This window comes from Streptomyces sp. NPDC018947 (assembly GCF_044390505.1).
Classification (GTDB): domain Bacteria; phylum Actinomycetota; class Actinomycetes; order Streptomycetales; family Streptomycetaceae; genus Streptomyces.
Window position 1 is genome coordinate 168,503 of the sequence record NZ_JBIRZD010000008.1, and the last position, 16,631, is coordinate 185,133.

The window sequence follows — 16,631 nt, forward strand, 5'->3', positions numbered from 1 at the left end:
GACAGCCGTTGTCAGTGCCCTGTCCTAGAGTTCCCAGCACTTGATCACAGCGGTGCGGGGAGGCACGTATGGGGTGGGTGACGGCAGGGGACTACGAGGTCGCCCTCGAGAGCGGGAAGGTGGTGTGCCGCAACGCCGCCGGACGGCGGCTGAAGTCGGTGCCCGCCAAGCTCGCGGACGATCCGGCCGTGGTCGGGCTGCGGCAGCTCACCGAGTGGCTGGAGCGGCACGAGCGCCAGTGCCTGAGCGACGTCGAGCGGTGGATGCTGCGGTCGCTGCCCGTGCCCCTGGCCGTCCTCACCCGGGTGTGGCCCGACCCCGCCTGGCAGTCCGCCCTGCGCGACCTCGTGGTCACCGGGGCGGACGGCGAGGTCGCCGGGTTCCTGCGCGACGCGGACCCCGAGCGCGGGCTCGGCCTCGTCGACCTCGACGGCGACACCGTGCGCATCGCCCCCGGCCTCGTCCGCCTTCCGCACCCCGTGCTCCTGGAGGACCTGGAGGACCTGCGGGAGTTCGCCGTCGAACTCGGTGTGGAGCAGCGCGCCCAGCAGCTCTTCCGCGAGGTGTGGCACCGGCCCGCCGCGCTCGACGCCGAGGCCGTCTCCGTCGAGGAGTACGCGGGCGGCTCCTTCCAGCAGTTGCGGTTCCTGCACGGACGGGTCACCCAGCTCGGCTACCGCGTGCGCGGCGGATACGCCGTCTGCTCCGTGCGCGAGGAGGGGCGCGGCGTCGAGGCCCGCGTCTGGGTCGGCGACTACGACGGCTACGAGGAGACGGAGACGGGCCCCCTGATGTGGGCCGACGCCGCCGGGCAGGTCCTGAAGCTCGGCCGGATCGGGCCCGTGGCCTGGTCGGAGGGCATGCGGATGGCCGCGGCGCTGTACGCCGGGCGCGACATCGAGGACGAGGAGCAGGCGGCGTGAACACCCCGCACGAAGCGAACACCACCGGCGGGCGCTCCGCCGCCCCCGGCTCCGAAGCGGCCGCGTACGACGAGGCGACCGCCGCCGCCCTGCTGGAGGCGGGTGCCGTCCTGCCCGCGGGAAGCAGTGGCCGCGAGGACGCCGACACGCTCACCGTCCGCACCTACACGCATCCCGCCCTCGACGGCCGCAGCGTCGTCCGGCTCGTGCCGGGCACCCTCGGCGACGCCGAGGACCTCGCGCTCGAATTCCTCGGCCTGGTCCGGGAGCCGGAGACGCCCGAGGTCGGTCAGGTCCGGCGGGAGACCCTCGGTTTCCCCGCGTGGGCCCTGGTCAACGACCCGGCGAACGGACATCACGCGCTGGCCCTGGTCAAGGACGTCGAGCGGCTCGCCCGGCAGGCCAAGTCCCGTCCCGGCAGCGCCAAGGAAGGTTTCGAGGAACTCGGTGAACGGCTCGGCCGGGCCGTGCCGCACTTCCTGCCCACCTTCTACGAGCAGGCCGCCCGTATCTTCCTCCAGTACGACAACACCACCTACGCGGGCGCCTTCTTCGGCAAGGCCCGCGACGCCGAGCGGGTGCACGCCCTCGCCGTCGACGAGGAGCGGCAGCGGGCCGTCTTCCTGGAGTTCGCCTTCGCGGGCGCGCTGACCGTCAAGGCGCTGAAGCAGCACGTGAAGGACCTGACCGCGCGGCTCGACGGCACCCACCCGTGGGAGCAGTTCCGGCAGCTGACGGTGGAGCGCTGCGCGGCGGGCATGCCTCCGTACGCGTCGCTCCCGCAGGACGCGCGCACCCTCATCAAGGCCGCGGGGCTGGACCGCACCGAGGCGGAGTGCGACCTCGTCGCCGACCTGCTCGCCTCCCCCGCCGCCGTGCGGGCGCCCGCCTCCTTCTGGTCCGCCTACCGCACCACCCTGCCCGTCCTGGCCGCACGGCGGCCGGGCGTGCGGGCCCGCCTGCTGGAGATCATGCCCGCCGGGCTGGACCGCACGACCGGGGCCGACGAGTTCTGGCTGGAGCTGCTCACCGAGTGCGGCGCCGACCGGCTGCTCACGGGCGAGGCAGGCGGCACCGGCGGGACGGACGGCGCCGACGCGGCCGGGAGCGTGGACGCGGCCGACTGGCTGAGCCGGTGGGCCGCCCACCGCAAGCACGGCGGCACGGTCACCGACGGCTCGTCGGCCACCTTGGACCTCGTCGCCCGGATGGCACCGCGGCTGCGCGCCGACGGACGGCCCGTCGACCTGTTCACCGGCCGCCGGCACGCGGGCGTCGACGTCGACCTGCTCGACCTGTGCGCCGCCGAGAACGTCCCCCTCGCCCTCCCGGACCCGGGCACCGAGGTCCACATGCGGCTGAACCACTGGGTGCTCTCCGTCCGGCCCGGGCGGCGCGACCTGGCCGCCCTCGCGGCGGACCCGCGACTGCGTCCCCTGCTGCTGCGCGCCGTCGGCTCGGTGGGCGGCGACCGGAACGGGGGCCGGGCGCTGGAACTCGTCGCGGAGCACCCCGTTCTCGGCGACGTGCTGCGCGAGTGGCTGGACGGCGCGGTCGGGGAACTCACCGGCGCGGCGGGCCTGCCCGGTGCCCGTACGGCGCTGGGCCGGCTGGCCCCCTTCCGTTCCGTCGCCCCGCGTGTCAATCCCGGGGCCGTCGCCCGGGTCGCCGCGTACGCGACGGCTCCGCTGCTCGGACGCACCCTGCGGGCCGGCATCCTCGACGAGCTGGGCTGGCCCGCGCTCGACAAGGCGCTGGGGCTTCTCGACTCCGAGCCGCGCAAGGACCGCGACAACGCGCTGACGGTGAACGAGGCCTGGCCCTTCCTGATCCTCGGCCGGGCGGGCAGGGCGATCGTCGTCGGCCCGGACGGCATCGCGCTGGACCACGAACTGCGCCTGCCGGCCGACCTGGACCGCTGGCAGCGTCCCCAGTTCCGCTACGTCGACGGCGAGCTGCTGGTCGTGTGGTGGAAGGACGGCAAGCAGCAGGGCTACTGGTCCGCCCGGCCGTCCGAGACGTTCACGCTCACCGGCGAGCAGGTGGTCCGCGGATGGCACGACCGGAGCACCGGCACCCCGTCGATCCCCCTGCCCGGCGGCGGCCGGGCCACCGGGGGACGCACGCTGCACGCCGGCGACACCGTCCTGCCCGCCTCCCGGCCCGTCATCGGCGACGGCACCCTGCTGTGGCGCCAGGGCAGGCAGGGACGGCAGCGGGTGTGGCTGGAGTACGACCCGGAGACCGGCACCCACGGCCGCGCCTCCCTGCCCGCCTTCCTGCGCTCCGGCATCCGTGACGACGCGAGGCTGCTGCAGGACGAGTGCGAGACGCTGCCGCTGCGACCGGGCCTGGAGGCGACCCCGTTCGGCACCGACGGAACCGTCGTCGGCCGCTGGGTGCGGGCCGAGGACGACGCCGAGGAGCTGTGCACGACCACCGGCACGCCCGACGGGCGCACCGTCACCCTGCGCACGTCCCGGCGCGGGCCGCGAGCCGTTCCCCTGGGCGCGCTGCGGCTGCCCGGGGGCGCCGGGCCGGTCGTGACCAGCGCGCACCGGCGGATCTCCCTGTTCGCGCCGGACGACAGCACCGCGGGCGGTGAACTCGGCCACGTCACGCAGAACGAGCGGGGCGGGACGTTCGCCGCGGGCACGCCGTTCGTGCCGCCGGTCGCGTTCTGGCACGCGCTGCGGCCCCGGGACGAGGCCGCGTCGGCCGTACTGCGCTCCCTCACCGACGAGCGTGCGGCCGAGGTGCTGCGGGAGGCGGCGCGGGCGCTGGCCGAACGCCAGGCCCAGGTGGCCGCGGCCGCCCGTGCCGACGCGGCGGCGAACGACGCCGACGGCACGCCCGGCGCCCGGGGCTCCGGCGGGAGTCCCGGTACGGCGGTGGACGCCGACGGCAAGCCCGTCGTGCCGAGCGTCGACGACGTCGTGCGCCGGGCCGTGTCCCGGTCGCTGCCCGACCTCGCCGACAAGCGGATGCTGGCCGGCGTCGCGGGCCTGGTGCGCACGACGCTCCAGGTCGCCGACCAGGCCACCGCGTTCGTGACGCCGCCCGAGGAGAAGCCGAAGCCGGACCGCCGGCTGCTCGAGGGCATGTTCGCGGACTACCGCCCCGAGCACGGCACCGACGAGATCCTGCGTGGGGCCACCGCCGGACTGACCGGTCTGTGGGGAGGCTACGGCGGCAGGGACCAGTGGCACACGCTCCGTCAGATCCGCGCGGTGAACCACGTGCTGTCGGGGAAGCCCGCCGACGGCAGGAAGCTGCCCGACCACTCCCGCCTCGCCGCCCTCGGCGACGGGTGGCACAGCGAGGAGCACACGGTCCCCGGCATCGGCCTCGTCTGGCCGCCGCTGCTGGCCGTGCTGCGCGCGCTCGCCTACCGTGCCGCCACGCCCGCCCTTCCCGCGGCCGAACGCGAAGCCCTGCTGCTGCTGCTCGATGCACTCGCCGAAGGGCCCCTCACCGCCCCAGGGAACGCCCTGCGCGAGGTCGTGCTGAGCGAGCCGCGCGACAACCGGCAGCGCATCGGGCAGGTGATGCGGCACGACGGCCGTACCGTCGTCGTCATCGGCTGCCAGAACACCGACTACGTCCGCGACCGTGTCCACTGGCTCGCCGTCGACCACGATCCGACGGGCGTGTTCGGAGCCGTCGCCCACTTCGCCCTGGAGCGGGAGACGCGGTACACCCCGGCCCTCACGGCCGACGAGCTCACCGCCTTCACCCGGCTGGTCCGGGAGAAGGACGCCGCTCCCTGGCAGCCCGAGGCGCCCGCCGCGCTCGCCGAGGCGACCGGCGGGGCTCTCGGCCCCGTCCAGGCCGCGGTGCTGCTCGCGGGTCACCCGTCGGACGCCGGGGCCGAAGCGCTGGCCGTGACCGGCCTGAAGCCGCGTCAGTTCGGCGCGGGCAAGGGCATGCTCAGCTCGGTGACCGAGGAGGACCGGGCGGCGCTCATCGGCGCCCTGCTGCCCGAGGACCCCGCCGACCTGTGGACGTCCGGTCCCGGCACCGGGGCGGCGGGCCGGACGTGGGCCGAACGCCTCGGCTCCCTCGTCCGGGTGCCCGAGGACATGGCCGCCTGCATCGACGGGCTGCCGATCGGGTACGCCGAAGCGGTCCTCAACCCGTCCCGCACCGCGTGGCTCAGCCGCACGACCGTGCAGCGGCCGGACAAGGACGGGCGCCTGGTCGCGGAGGATCCCGCCGCGCTGCCCGGAAGCCACCACCTGACCGGCGCGGTCGCCGCCCTCACCTCCCTCGCCTACGCCCTGCCCTACGGCCACCGCCTGCGTGCCGCCCTGCCCGACGGCCTGGCCGCGCTGCGGCTCCGCCTCACCGACCCCGCGCTGCTGCTCGACCTGAACGTCGGCTGGACCGAGAAGGGCGGGTACACCGCCGGGGAACTGCGCAAGGCGTACGGGCTGCCCGCCACCGGCGGCGCCGACGCGGACGGCACCACCTGGGTCGGGGAGGCGCTCGCGCTGCGTCCCTGGCACGGCGACCACGAGATGGTCCTGATACGCCCGGCCGGCCTCACCGGCCCGGACGACGCCGTCCTCGGACTGCTCGACGGACTCGTGGGCCACGGGCGCGCGACGGGCCTGCGGGCGCTGCGGACCGTCCTCGGCGACGAACCGGCCCGGGCCCTCGCCGCCGGCCAGGACCCCGGGGGACCCGTCGGCTACGCCCAGGACCCCCTCGTCGGCGCACCCGAACTGGTCTCCGAGGCCGCGGCGACGCTCGGCCTGGGCGAGGACGCGGCGGTGCTCTACCTGCAACTGCTCTCCCTGCCCGATCCGACGGACCGCAACGTGGCCCGCTGGACCGGCTGGAAGCCCGCCCGGCTGAAGAAGGCACGCGCCGAACTCGCGGCGACCGACCTCGTGGTGGAGGCCAAGCGGGCGCGTGCCGGACGCTCGCTCTTCCTGCCCTGCGGCTGGCGCGACCTCAAGTCCCCCGCCCTGCCGGTGGAGACGTGGAAGGAGGCCCTGTACCCGGTGCCCGAGGGGCAGCGGGCCGTGCCGCCGCTGTCCGTGCCCGAGCTGTTCGCCCGCGCCTGGGACCGGGTCCGCTCCGGCGACACGCCCGCCTACGAGGAACTCGTCACCCGGCCCGCGCGAAAGGGCCGCCGCCGATGACCACCGCTCCGAGCCCCCTGGAAGATCCGTCGATGACCACCACCCTGTCCCCCGACACCGCCCGCCAGATCGTGCCGCCCGAGGACCGGTACGCGACCGAACTGGCCTTCCTCGCCGCCTACGACGCCGGGCCCCGCCCGCCCGCCTGGCGGCTGACGCCACGGGCCGTCGTCACGTTCGTCATGGGCAGCGACGGCCGGGCGCTGCGGCTGCCCGACGACGCCGGGGCGCCCGAGGGGGTGCCGCGCCGCCTCGTGGTGGAGGGCAAGTTCGTCGGCGACCGCGCGCTGGTCGAGCGGTGCGTCGTCACCCTCGCCGGTGAGCGCGGCCTGCTGCTGGTGGGCGAGCCGGGCACCGCCAAGTCCATGCTGTCCGAGCTGCTGTCCGCGGCCGTGTGCGGCACCAGCGGCCTGGTCGTGCAGGGCACGGCGGGCACCACCGAGGACCAGCTCAAGTACGGCTGGAACTACTCGCTGCTGCTGGCCCAGGGGCCCAGCCGGCAGGCACTCGTGCCCTCGCCCGTCCTGACGGCGATGGCCCGCGGTGGCATCGCCCGGGTGGAGGAGGTCACCCGCTGCCTGCCGGAGGTGCAGGACTCCCTGGTCTCCCTGCTCTCCGAACGGCGCATCGCGGTACCCGAACTCGCGGGCACGGACGACGCCCTGGCGCACGCCGCACCCGGGTTCAACCTCATCGCCACGGCGAACCTGCGCGACCGGGGCGTCTCGGAGATGTCCGCCGCGCTCAAGCGCCGCTTCAACTTCGAGACGGTCGGCCCCATCCCCGACCTCGACGCGGAGACGGCGCTGGTGCGCAGCCAGGCACGGGCCTCGGTCGAGCGGGCCGGGGCGCCCTTCCGGGTGGACGACGCCGTGCTCGAGGCGCTGGTCACGGCCTTCCGCGACCTGCGGGAGGGACGGTCGGCGGAGGGCTGGGAGGTGGAGCGGCCGTCCACCGTGATGAGCACGGCGGAGGCGGTGTCCGTGGCGGGCGCGCTGGGGCTGGCGGCGGCCTACTTCCCCGGCGACCGCGACGTGCTGGGGCTGCTGCCCGGGCATCTCCTCGGCGTCGTGCGCAAGGACGACCCCGCCGACGCGGCCCGGCTGCGCGGCTACTGGGACGGTCCGGTGCGGCGGCGCGCGGAGCAGGGGTCGGCCACCTGGCGCACCCTGTGGGACCTGCGCACGGTACTGGAGGACTGACGGCCGTGTCCCTCACCCTCTCCCCCGGCGAGGCGGTCGACGCCCTCACGGATCCGGCGGCGCCCTACCTCATCGGCGTACGGCACCACGCGCCGTCGCTGGCCGCGGCGGTACCGGCGCTGCTGGACGGGGCCGCACCCGACGTCCTGCTGGTCGAGCTGCCCGCGGAGATGCAGGAGTGGCTGCCCTGGCTCGGCCACGACGACACCCGGGCGCCGGTCGCCCTGGCGGCCGCGCCCGCCGAGGGGGACGGGGGGCCGGCGTTCTATCCGTTCGCCGACTTCTCGCCGGAGCTCGCGGCCGTGCGCTGGGCCGCCCGGCACGGGGTCCCGGTCGTCGCCTGCGACCTGCCGCTGGCCGACCGGGCGTGGCGCGGCGGCAGGGGCCCGGCGACGGAGTCCGGGCGGCACGGTCTCACCCGCGCCCTGCGGGCCCGGCTGACCGGGCGTCCCGGCGAAGACCTCTGGGACCGGCTGGTGGAGGCGACGGCGCCCGGCTCCGGCCCGGAGGCGCTGCGCCGGGCCGCGCTGCTGACGGGCTGGGCGCTGCGCGAGGAGGCCGCCGCCTCGGGCGGGGTGCCCGAGCTGGACCTGCGGCGAGAGCGGTGGATGCGGGAGCGGATGTCCGCCGCCACGGCACGCGGTGAGCGGGCCGCGGTGGTCGTCGGCGCGTTTCACGCACCGGCGCTGGTGCACCCCTCCGGGGAGGCGGATGCCGGCGAGGGCGGCGCGGACGCCGAGGGCCGGATCGAGGCCGGACCCGGCGACGGGACGTGGACGACCTCCCTCATCCCGTACACCTACGCCCTCCTCGACGAGCGGTCGGGCTATCCGGCGGGCATCCGGGACCCGGAGTGGCAGCACGAGGTGCTGCGGGCGGCCGGGGACCCCGTCGCGCTGGAGGAGGCGCTGACCGGCGCGGCCGTGCGGGTGTGTGCCCAGCTGCGTGCCCTCGGGCATCCGTCGGGGCCCGCGGACGCGCGGGAGATCACCCGGTTCGCCTCGGACCTCGCACGGCTGCGGGGGCTGCCGGCGGCGGGCCGGGGCGAGTTGGTCGAGGCCGTGCAGACGGTCCTCGCGCATGGCGAGCCGTACGGCAGGGGCCGCGCCGTCGCCCAGGCGATGGAGCGGGTGCTCGTGGGCACGCGCAGCGGCCGTCCCGCACCGGACGCTCCGCGCAGCGGCCTCGCCCCCGCGGTGGAGGCGGAGCTGTCGTCCCTCGGGCTGCCGGGACCCACGGCCGAGGAGCCCGGCGGCTCGAAGCCCCGGGACCTGCGCCTGGACCCTCGGCGCTCGGACCTCGACCGCCGGCGCGACCTGCTGCTGCGCCGGCTGACGGTGTGCGGGGTGCCGTACGGGGAGCCGCGGGAGGTCGCCGGGGCGGGCGGCGCGGAGGCGCTGACCACCCGCTGGGAGGTGCGCTGGACACCGGCGACCGCGGCGATGCTGTCCGCGGCCGGCGTACGCGGGGTGACTTCGGCCCAGGCGGCGGAGGGGGTGCTGCGCGAGCGGTGGCGGTCGGAGCGACGGGAGGGCGGCCCCACGCCGGCGCAGACGCTGGACGGACTGCGGCAGGCGGCGGAGTGCGGCCTGCCCGAACTGACGGACGCACGGCTCGCGGAGGCCGCCGAGGTGCTGCCCGGTGCCGCCGCGCTGTCCGAACTCCTCATCGGCCTGGGCCTGCTGGACCGGTTGCGGGCGGGCCACTTCGCGGGGCTCGGCGGCGAAGGGGACCGTACGGCACGGGCCGCCGCCGTGGCCGAGCTGCTCACCTCGGCGGCGGTGCGTCAGGTGGACGGACTCACCGGCGCCGAGGACCCGGCGGACGCCCACGCCCTGCTGGAGCTCGCGCACCGGGCGGACCTCCTCGGCGGTGTCCGGTTGACCGACGCCCTGGCGCGGCTGGCGCGGGACGGGTCGCCGCTGATGCGCGGTGCCGCCGGGGCCGTCCGGGTGCTGCTCGGACACGAGGAGCCCGGGGTGCTCGGCGCGCGCGTCGCCGCGTGGGTCGACACGGCCCACGACCCCGCGTCCCGGTCCGCGCTCACCGCGCGCCTGACCGGTCTGCTGACGGCCGCGGGCCCGCTGCTCGAATCGGCGGCCCCCGCGCTGGAACCTCTGCTGAACCGCGTGTCCGAGCTGCCCGACCGGGCCTTCCTGGACCGCCTGCCCGCCCTGCGCGCAGGCTTCGACACGCTGAGCCCCGCCGCCCGCGACCGGCTCCTCGCCACGATCGAGGAAGAGCTGTCGACACGTCACCTTGCCGACACGGGTGGGGTCGATCCCGTCGTCCTCGCCCGGTGGACCGGTGCGGACCTCGCGGCGCGGGCCGCGCTCGGCACGCTCGGCCTGCTGCCCCCGCCCGCTCCCGAGGCCGACGGGGCGGAGGCGTCAGGGCCCGCGGCCGACGGCACGGAGACATTCGGAGCCGCAGCCCCGGCCCCGGGGCCCCTGGTGCCGCCCACCGCGGCCCCGGCTCCCCGCCTCACCGTGCCGCCCGACGCGACCGAGGAACGCCTGCTGGCGCCCGCCGACCGCTGGCGCCTCGTCCTGGGCCGCCGGGGCGACCGGCTGCCCCCGTCGGCGGCCGCACTGGCGACGGCGCTGGACGAGCTGTACGGCCGCGGGCGGGGCGAGGGCAGCCGGGGCGACATGACCGGCCCCGGCCACGGGGCCGGCCGGGAGGCTCCGTACCCGGGCGCGCGGGAGTGGTCCGAGGATCTGGCGGCGCTGTTCGGGCCGGGCATCCGCGAGGAGGTGCTGGCGGCCGCGGCCGATTCGGGCCGTACGGACGTCCTGGCCGAACTGGACCCGGAGAGCGTGCGGCCCTCCGTCGACCTGCTACGCACCGTGCTCCGGCACGCGGGAGGCCTGCCCGAGAAACGTCTGGCCGCGCTCCGGCCGCTCGTCCGGCGCCTGGTCGACGCGCTGACCCGGCAGCTCGCGACCCGGCTGCGCCCCGCGCTCCACGGTACGGTCCTGCCCCGTCCGAGCCGCCGGCCGGGCGGCGGCCTCGACCTGGCCCGTACGCTGCGGGCCAACCTGGCCTCCGCGCGCCGCGGTCCGGACGGCACCGTCCAGGTCGTCCCGGAGCGCCCCGTCTTCCACACCCGTGCCCGGCGCGCCGCCGACTGGCGGCTGATCCTGGTGACCGACGTGTCGGGCTCCATGGAGGCGTCCACGGTGTGGGCGGCCCTCACCGCCTCGGTACTGGCCGGGGTGCCCACCCTGTCGACGCACTTCCTGGCGTTCTCCACGAAGGTCATCGACCTCACGGACCACGTCGAGGACCCGCTGTCCCTACTGCTCGAGGTCAGCGTGGGCGGCGGCACCCACATCGCGGCGGGTCTGCGCCACGCCCGCGAGCTCGTCACCGTGCCGTCGCGCACCCTCGTGGTGGTCGTCAGCGACTTCGAGGAGGGCCATCCGGTGGGCGGTCTGCTCGCCGAGGTGCGCGCCCTGGTGGGGGCGGGATGTCATGTCCTGGGCTGCGCGAGCCTCGACGACGCGGGCCGGCCCCGGTACTCCACCGGTGTCGCGGGGCAGCTCGTCGCGGCGGGGATGCCGGTCGCCGCCCTCAGTCCGCTCGAACTCGCCCGCTGGGTAGGGGAGAAGATCGCATGAACCCGCAACTCCCGCCGGTCGACCCGTCGGTGACCGCCGAACTCGTCGCGGCACTGTCGCCCCGGCTCCGCAAGCGGCTGGACGCGGGCGTGGCCAAGATCGCGGGCCGGCCTGCGGTCCGCGAGGGCGACGTGGTGCGCATCGCCGTGGACGACGACACCGACCTCGAACTGCACGCTCCCGGCGGCGTGGTGACCGGCGCGGACGGGATCCGCTGCCGCTGCCTGCTGGCGCCCGACTGCCTGCACCGCGCCGCCGCGGCCTCGGCGGCACCCGTCGCCGACCCGACGGAGCAGACAGTCGCCGGACCGACGGAACCACCGGTCACCGACCCGACGGAGCCACCGGTCGCCGCGCCGCAGGAGCCACCGGCCTCCGGACCGTCGGCGGCACCGGGCACGGACCTCTCGCGACCGGCGGCCACGGCCGCGAAGCCACCCCGGGACCGGGACCGGTCGTCCCGGGCCCCGGCCCCGGTGTCCCCCCTCCCCTCCCCCACGGCCCGGGCCACCGCCCCCGACGACGCGGCCACCCCCGAGCAGCGCACCGCCGCGCTCGCGCTGCGCGAGGCCGCTGCCGCCGTGCTGGAGGCCGGTACGGACGGCGCCGGTGCCGTGGTCCAGGCCGAGTTGCTGCACGCGGCGCACACCGCGCGGCTCGCGGGGCTGCCCCGGGCGGCGGGGCGCGCGGTCTCCGTCGTCACGGCGCTGCGGGCGGCCCGCGGCGCCGACCCGGCCTACCGTCTCGCCGACCTGGCCACGGCGCTGGGCGACCTGCTGCGCCTCGCCCACCGTCTCCCCGACGCCACGGGACCGGAGCTTTCCGCGCTGCGCGGCAGCCCGCGGCAGCCGTACCGTCCGAACGGTTCGCTGCGTCTGTACGGGCTGTTCTCCGAGCCCGTCCTGACGGCGACGGGCTACGCGGGCGCCGTCACCTGGACCGCCGACGCCGCGGGCACGTTGTACACGGTGTCCGACGTCGCGCCGGGCGGCGCCGGCCGGGCCACGGGTGCCGCCGGGCGCGCTGTGCGCATCGGCGACACGACCCTGACCCACCGCGAACTGTCCCGCGCGGGGCTCGTCGTGTCCGGTGCGACCGTCTCCCCGACGGGCCGGCTGGGCGCGGGCGCGGGGGTCCGGGCGGTGCGCGCGTCCGGCGCCTCGTGGCACGCCGAGCCGCTCGACCGGCTGTGGGCGGTACCGGTGGCCGAGCAGATCGCCCGTGCGCTGACGACCGACGAGGACCTGCTCTTCCTCGACGTCACGCTGACCGGCACGGTGCGCGAGGCGGCCGGTGAGTGCCTGGTCGCCGACTGCGGCGGACTGCCGCTGCGTCTCGCCGCCGCCCACGACGACCCCGCGCTCCCCCACCGTGACAACCTGCGCCGCCTCGCGTCCGCCGTGGGTGCGCGCCTGCGGGTCGTGGTCCGTCTCACCCCGGCCCCGTTTCCCCGCGCGCTGCTGCTGGCGGTCAGCCACCCCACCGACCCCGATGCCCGTGTCGACCTGGGCCTGGACCGGCTGCTCCACGCCGACCTGCCGGCTGCACCGGTGCGGTCCGAGGACGTCCCGGCGCCGCCCCCGGGCGACGAGGCCCCGGTGCATCTGCTGCGCCGACGGGTCCACCAGGCGGCTTCGGGCGGGCGGCGTGTGCTGGCCTTCCCCGACGGTCGCGACGCCGACGGCCGGCGGCTGCGCCGGTGCGGTCTCGCCACCGCCGCGGATCTCCTGGACGAGCTCCACGCGGCGGCGGCGGTGCGTGCCCGCGATTCCTTCGGCCGGCTTCTCCCGGCCGACCCCGGCCGCTTCGCCCGCGCCTGGCTCGCCGCCGCCGTCTACACCGGGGAACTCGACCGCGCCCTGTGCGCCGCGGCGTGGGGCGCCGGCCTCCCGGACGACGCGGGACGGGAGGTGTCTTCCGCCTGAGGTCCGGTGCCGGGCGGGGCGCCGGGGCCGGGTGACCTCACGTGCCGGTTACAAATCGCTCAACCTCTGGTTGCCGCGCGGTGATCGGGCCACGATGGGGGGTATGACTCTGGCTCAGCGCGCCTTCGAGCGGCTGCACGCCTGGCCCGACCTCACGAAGGCTCCGGCCAGTTGCGGAACCGGACGGGCGCTGCGCTCCGTCCGTGACGAGATCGTCCACTTCCACTCCGACCGGGACGTGGACCTCCACCTGACCCATCGGGCCATACAGCGCTTCCAGTACGACCTCGGCGGGTCCAGCGCCATCCGCCTGGTGCCCGGCTCCCGCTGGGTGACCGTGCACCTCGACTGCGACGCGGACGTCGACCTCCTGCTGAGCCTGGTGAGCATCGCGCTGAAGGCCCATCAGACCCGGCCCCCGGCTGACCCGCCCTCGGGATGCAACTTCCACCGCGTCACGGTCCTCCCCCGCTCGGCGGCCGGGGAGATCTGAGACGGCCGCGCTGCGGCGCCCCGAGCCGGAGGGGGCACCGCCGCGTCGGAGGGCCGCCGTACGGGGTCAGTGGTCCGCGGGCCGCTCTCCCGTGCGGCGGATCCCGGCCGCGGCCGGCCGCGCCGAGCAGGCAGAGGACGCCGGTGACGGTCACGGCCGTGTGGACGCCGTTCATGCATGCCTGCCCGCTGCCCTCCACCACGGCGGTACGCAGAGCGGCCGGCATGTCGTCGGAGACGGGCGCCACGCCCATCGCCACGGCGTCCTCGGCCTCCCGCAGCCCGTCGGCCACCTCCGGGGGCACCCCGGCGCCGGTCGGCTCGCCGGTGAGCGTGGAGCCGGCCCTGCCGCTGAACCCGCCGGGCCGTGCAACGCGCTCGCAACCTTCGCCGTGCTGGGATGCGGGGATGGGCGACACATACGAGGAGGCGGCGCGCGTCGAGCTGACCGCGTCGGCGGCCGATCTGCTGCGGCGCCTGCGCGCGGCGCACGGTCCGTTGATGTTCCACCAGTCCGGAGGGTGCTGCGACGGCAGCGCCCCGATGTGCTACCCGGCCGGTGAGTTCCGCACGGGGGCGGCGGACGTCCTGCTCGCGGAGCTGGAGGTCGAGGGTGTAGAGGAGCCGGTGGAGTTCTGGATGTCGCGCAGCCAGTACGAGGTGTGGAGCCACACCCGGCTGATCGTCGACGTCGTCGAGGGCCGGGGCAGCGGCTTCTCGCTGGAGGCGCCGGAGGGGGTGCGCTTCCTCGTCCGCTCCCGCGTCGTCGGGGCTTAGGGCAGGCCCTGCCGACGCGTCGCCGGGCCCCCGTCGGCGGGGGGTTCGATGCCCCAGGCGACGGCCCGGGCGGCGGCGGCCGCGCGGTTGGGGAGGTCCAGCTTGGCGAGGATGTGCTCGATGTGGGTCCCGACCGTGCGGGGCGTGACGCACAGCCGCTCGGCGATCTCCCTGTTGGTGCGGCCGGTGGTCAGCTGGGCCAGCACCTCGACCTCCCGGGGCGAGAGCCCGCCGGGCCGCCGCGCGTCCGCGTCGGCCTCCCCGGACGGCGCGCCCGCCCGGGCGACGGCCTCGGCGAGGGCCTCGGTGAGCAGGGTGACCGCGGCGCGCGCCGGATCGGGCGCGCGCCGCGGCCGGCGGGTGCTGACGTTCAGCATGCCGACGTACCGGCCGTCGGCGGCGAACAGGCACTGGGCCACGCCGTCCTCGATGCCGAGGGGGCTCAGCACGTCCCGGAAGCCCGGGGAGGCCGCCAGCAGGTGCCCGGGGACGTCCCTGAGCCAGAGACCGCCGCGGGCCGGACTGCGGAGCACCGGGAAGACCGGGTCGCGGTGGAGCCGGGTCTCGATGTAGGCCGTGGCGTCGTCCGGGTAGCTCCCGGCCAGGGTGGTGTGGCGCCGGCGCAGCGGGTCCCAGCGGGCCAGGGAGGCGTGGTCGTACTCCATCACCTCCGCCAGCGTCGTCAGGACGGTGTCGAGGCCGGCCGCGCCGCTGGTGGCGCGCCTGGCGGCCTCGCGGACGTGGACGGCGGCGTCCAGGACGTCCGCCGTGCTCCGCTTCGCTGCCATCCCCCAAGGATGATCATGTGCCCGGAATACGTCAATCACGCAGGGCGTCGTGCACGACCCGCCCGTCCATGACGGTGAGGACGACGGGCATGTCCGGGATGTCGTGGGGGTCGGCGGCGAGCAGGTCCCCGTCCAGCACGCAGAGGTCGGCGACCTTGCCCGGCTCCAGGGAGCCCTTCCAGTCGTCGGCGAAGTCCTGCCAGGCGGCGTCGATCGTGTACGTGCGGAGCGCCTCGGCCAGGCCGATGCGCTGCTCGGGTCCGCTGACCCGGCCGGCGGCCTTCGACTCGCGCAGCACCATGGTGGCGACGCCCTGCCGCCAGTCCGGGTGGGTGACGGGGGCGTCGGACCCGCTCGCGACCCGCACGCCGGCGTCGAGGGCGTCGCGGTAGGGCCAGGCGTACGCGGCCCGTTCGGCGCCGACGAAGTCCTCCTCCATGTCGGCGACGGTCCACTTGATGGTGGGGTTCATGTTGGCCCCGAAGCCGTGCTCGGCCAGCAGCCTCATGCTGTGCGGGGTGAGGAAGTCGCCGTGGATGACGTAGTGGCGGGCGTCGGGCCGGGGGCACTCGGCAGCGGCCGCGGCGAAGGCCTCCGCGACGGTGTCGCCGGCCCGGTCGCCGGTGACGTGGACACCGAGCTGGTGTCCGGCGGCGTGGGCGTGGCGGATCATGGCGCCGATCTCGGCGACCCGGTCGTCGTCGGTCTCGCCGCCGACGCACAGGGAGCCGCAGCCGCCGCCGATGTACGGCTCGTGCATCCAGGCCGTCTTGTTGGGGACGATGCCGTCCGCGAAGATCTTGACCCCGTGGATCGCCAGTCGGCGCGGATCGGTGTCGCCCTGCTCGCCGAGGGTGTCGAGGGTGCGGGCGAACTCCTCGGCGGTGCTCGTCATTCCGGTGGGCAGCAGCAGGACGCCGACCCGCGCGGTCAGTTCGCCGTCGGCCAGCAGCCGGCGGTAGACGTCCAGGGTCTGCGCGCCGAGCGCGCCGCGCATGATGCCGTCGCCGCCGGGGCCGAGCCCGGGCTCGGTGTAGCTGGTCACGCCGAGCCGGGCGAGCGTGGCCAGGTTGGACCTGATCGCGTCGGTCCGCTCCTGGCGGCTGAGCGGCGGCAGCGCCTTCTGGATCAGCTCCTGGGCCCCCTCGTGGAGCAGCCCGGTGGGCTCGCCCGTCTCGTCCCCGACTATGGCCCCGCCGGGCGGCGCGACGGTGTCCCGGTCGATCCCGATGAGTTCCAGCGCCTTGGAGTTGACCCAGGTGGCGTGCCCGGAGAAGGAGTACAGGACGACGGGGTGGTCCGGGCTCACGGCGTCGAGGTCGTGCCGCGAGGGCTGCCGCGACGGGTCGGCGACGCACTCGTCGAGGTAGCCGGTGTCCCAGCCGTGTCCGGTGATCCACTGCCCGCTCGGGGTGCGCCCGACGGCCTCCCTCACGGCCTCGGCCACGTCCGCGAGGGAGGACACGGCGGGATGGCCGAGGTCGAGGGAGAGCGGCGGCGTCGACATGCCGAACGCGCATCCGTGCAGATGGGAGTCGTTGATGCCGGGGAGGAGGGTGGCGCCCCGCAGGTGGATGACGCGGGTATCGGGTCCGATGAGCGGCTCGACGTCGTCCCGCCCCCCGACGGCGCTGATGATCCCGCCGGTCACCGCCAGGGCCGAGGCGACGGAGAACTCCGCGTCGACCGTGACCACCCGCCCGCCGAGGAACACCAGGTCGGCATGCATGTCCACAAAGGTCCTTCCGGGA

General features: G+C 76.3%; 9 protein-coding genes. 7 read left to right on the top strand and 2 right to left on the bottom strand.

What is annotated here, in order from left to right; all coding sequences use genetic code 11:
* The first annotated feature begins 68 nt into the window (after positions 1–68).
* The 7 genes from ACH499_RS17345 (at position 69) to ACH499_RS17375 (ending at position 14,092) form a co-directional block, all read left to right on the top strand.
* The gene (locus tag ACH499_RS17345) at positions 69–923 is read left to right on the top strand and encodes a DUF4132 domain-containing protein (RefSeq protein WP_399016632.1); all 855 of its coding nucleotides are present in this window, start codon (positions 69–71) and stop codon (positions 921–923) included.
* A complete protein-coding gene (locus ACH499_RS17350) occupies positions 920–6,073 on the top strand; it encodes a hypothetical protein (protein WP_399016634.1) in 5,154 nt (1,717 codons plus the stop codon). The genes ACH499_RS17345 and ACH499_RS17350 overlap by 4 nt, the downstream gene beginning before the upstream one ends.
* 32 nt (positions 6,074–6,105) lie before the next feature.
* Positions 6,106–7,275, top strand: coding sequence for an AAA family ATPase (locus ACH499_RS17355; protein WP_399016636.1), 1,170 nt, complete (start codon positions 6,106–6,108; stop codon positions 7,273–7,275).
* Positions 7,276–7,280: 5 nt separating this feature from the next.
* A complete protein-coding gene (locus ACH499_RS17360; RefSeq protein ID WP_399016638.1) occupies positions 7,281–10,898 on the top strand; it encodes a DUF5682 family protein in 3,618 nt (1,205 codons plus the stop codon).
* Positions 10,895–12,823: a hypothetical protein gene (locus ACH499_RS17365; protein WP_399016640.1), complete on the top strand. Its 1,929-nt coding sequence runs from the start codon at positions 10,895–10,897 to the stop codon at positions 12,821–12,823. The genes ACH499_RS17360 and ACH499_RS17365 overlap by 4 nt, the downstream gene beginning before the upstream one ends.
* Before the next feature lie 103 nt (positions 12,824–12,926).
* Positions 12,927–13,316: a luciferase family protein gene (locus ACH499_RS17370; RefSeq protein WP_356202838.1), complete on the top strand. Its 390-nt coding sequence runs from the start codon at positions 12,927–12,929 to the stop codon at positions 13,314–13,316.
* Positions 13,317–13,723: 407 nt separating this feature from the next.
* Complete coding sequence (locus ACH499_RS17375) at positions 13,724–14,092, top strand: DUF779 domain-containing protein (protein WP_356202840.1); 369 nt, start codon at positions 13,724–13,726, stop codon at positions 14,090–14,092.
* On the opposite strand, the gene ACH499_RS17380 is transcribed toward ACH499_RS17375, so the two are convergent.
* A complete protein-coding gene (locus ACH499_RS17380) occupies positions 14,089–14,880 on the bottom strand; it encodes a LuxR C-terminal-related transcriptional regulator (RefSeq protein WP_356202841.1) in 792 nt (263 codons plus the stop codon). The genes ACH499_RS17375 and ACH499_RS17380 overlap by 4 nt on opposite strands.
* A 31-nt stretch (positions 14,881–14,911) precedes the next feature.
* Positions 14,912–16,609 (bottom strand): amidohydrolase, encoded by a 1,698-nt coding sequence (locus tag ACH499_RS17385; RefSeq protein ID WP_399016644.1) that lies wholly within the window; start codon positions 16,607–16,609, stop codon positions 14,912–14,914.
* Between the last annotated feature and the right edge of the window lie 22 nt (positions 16,610–16,631).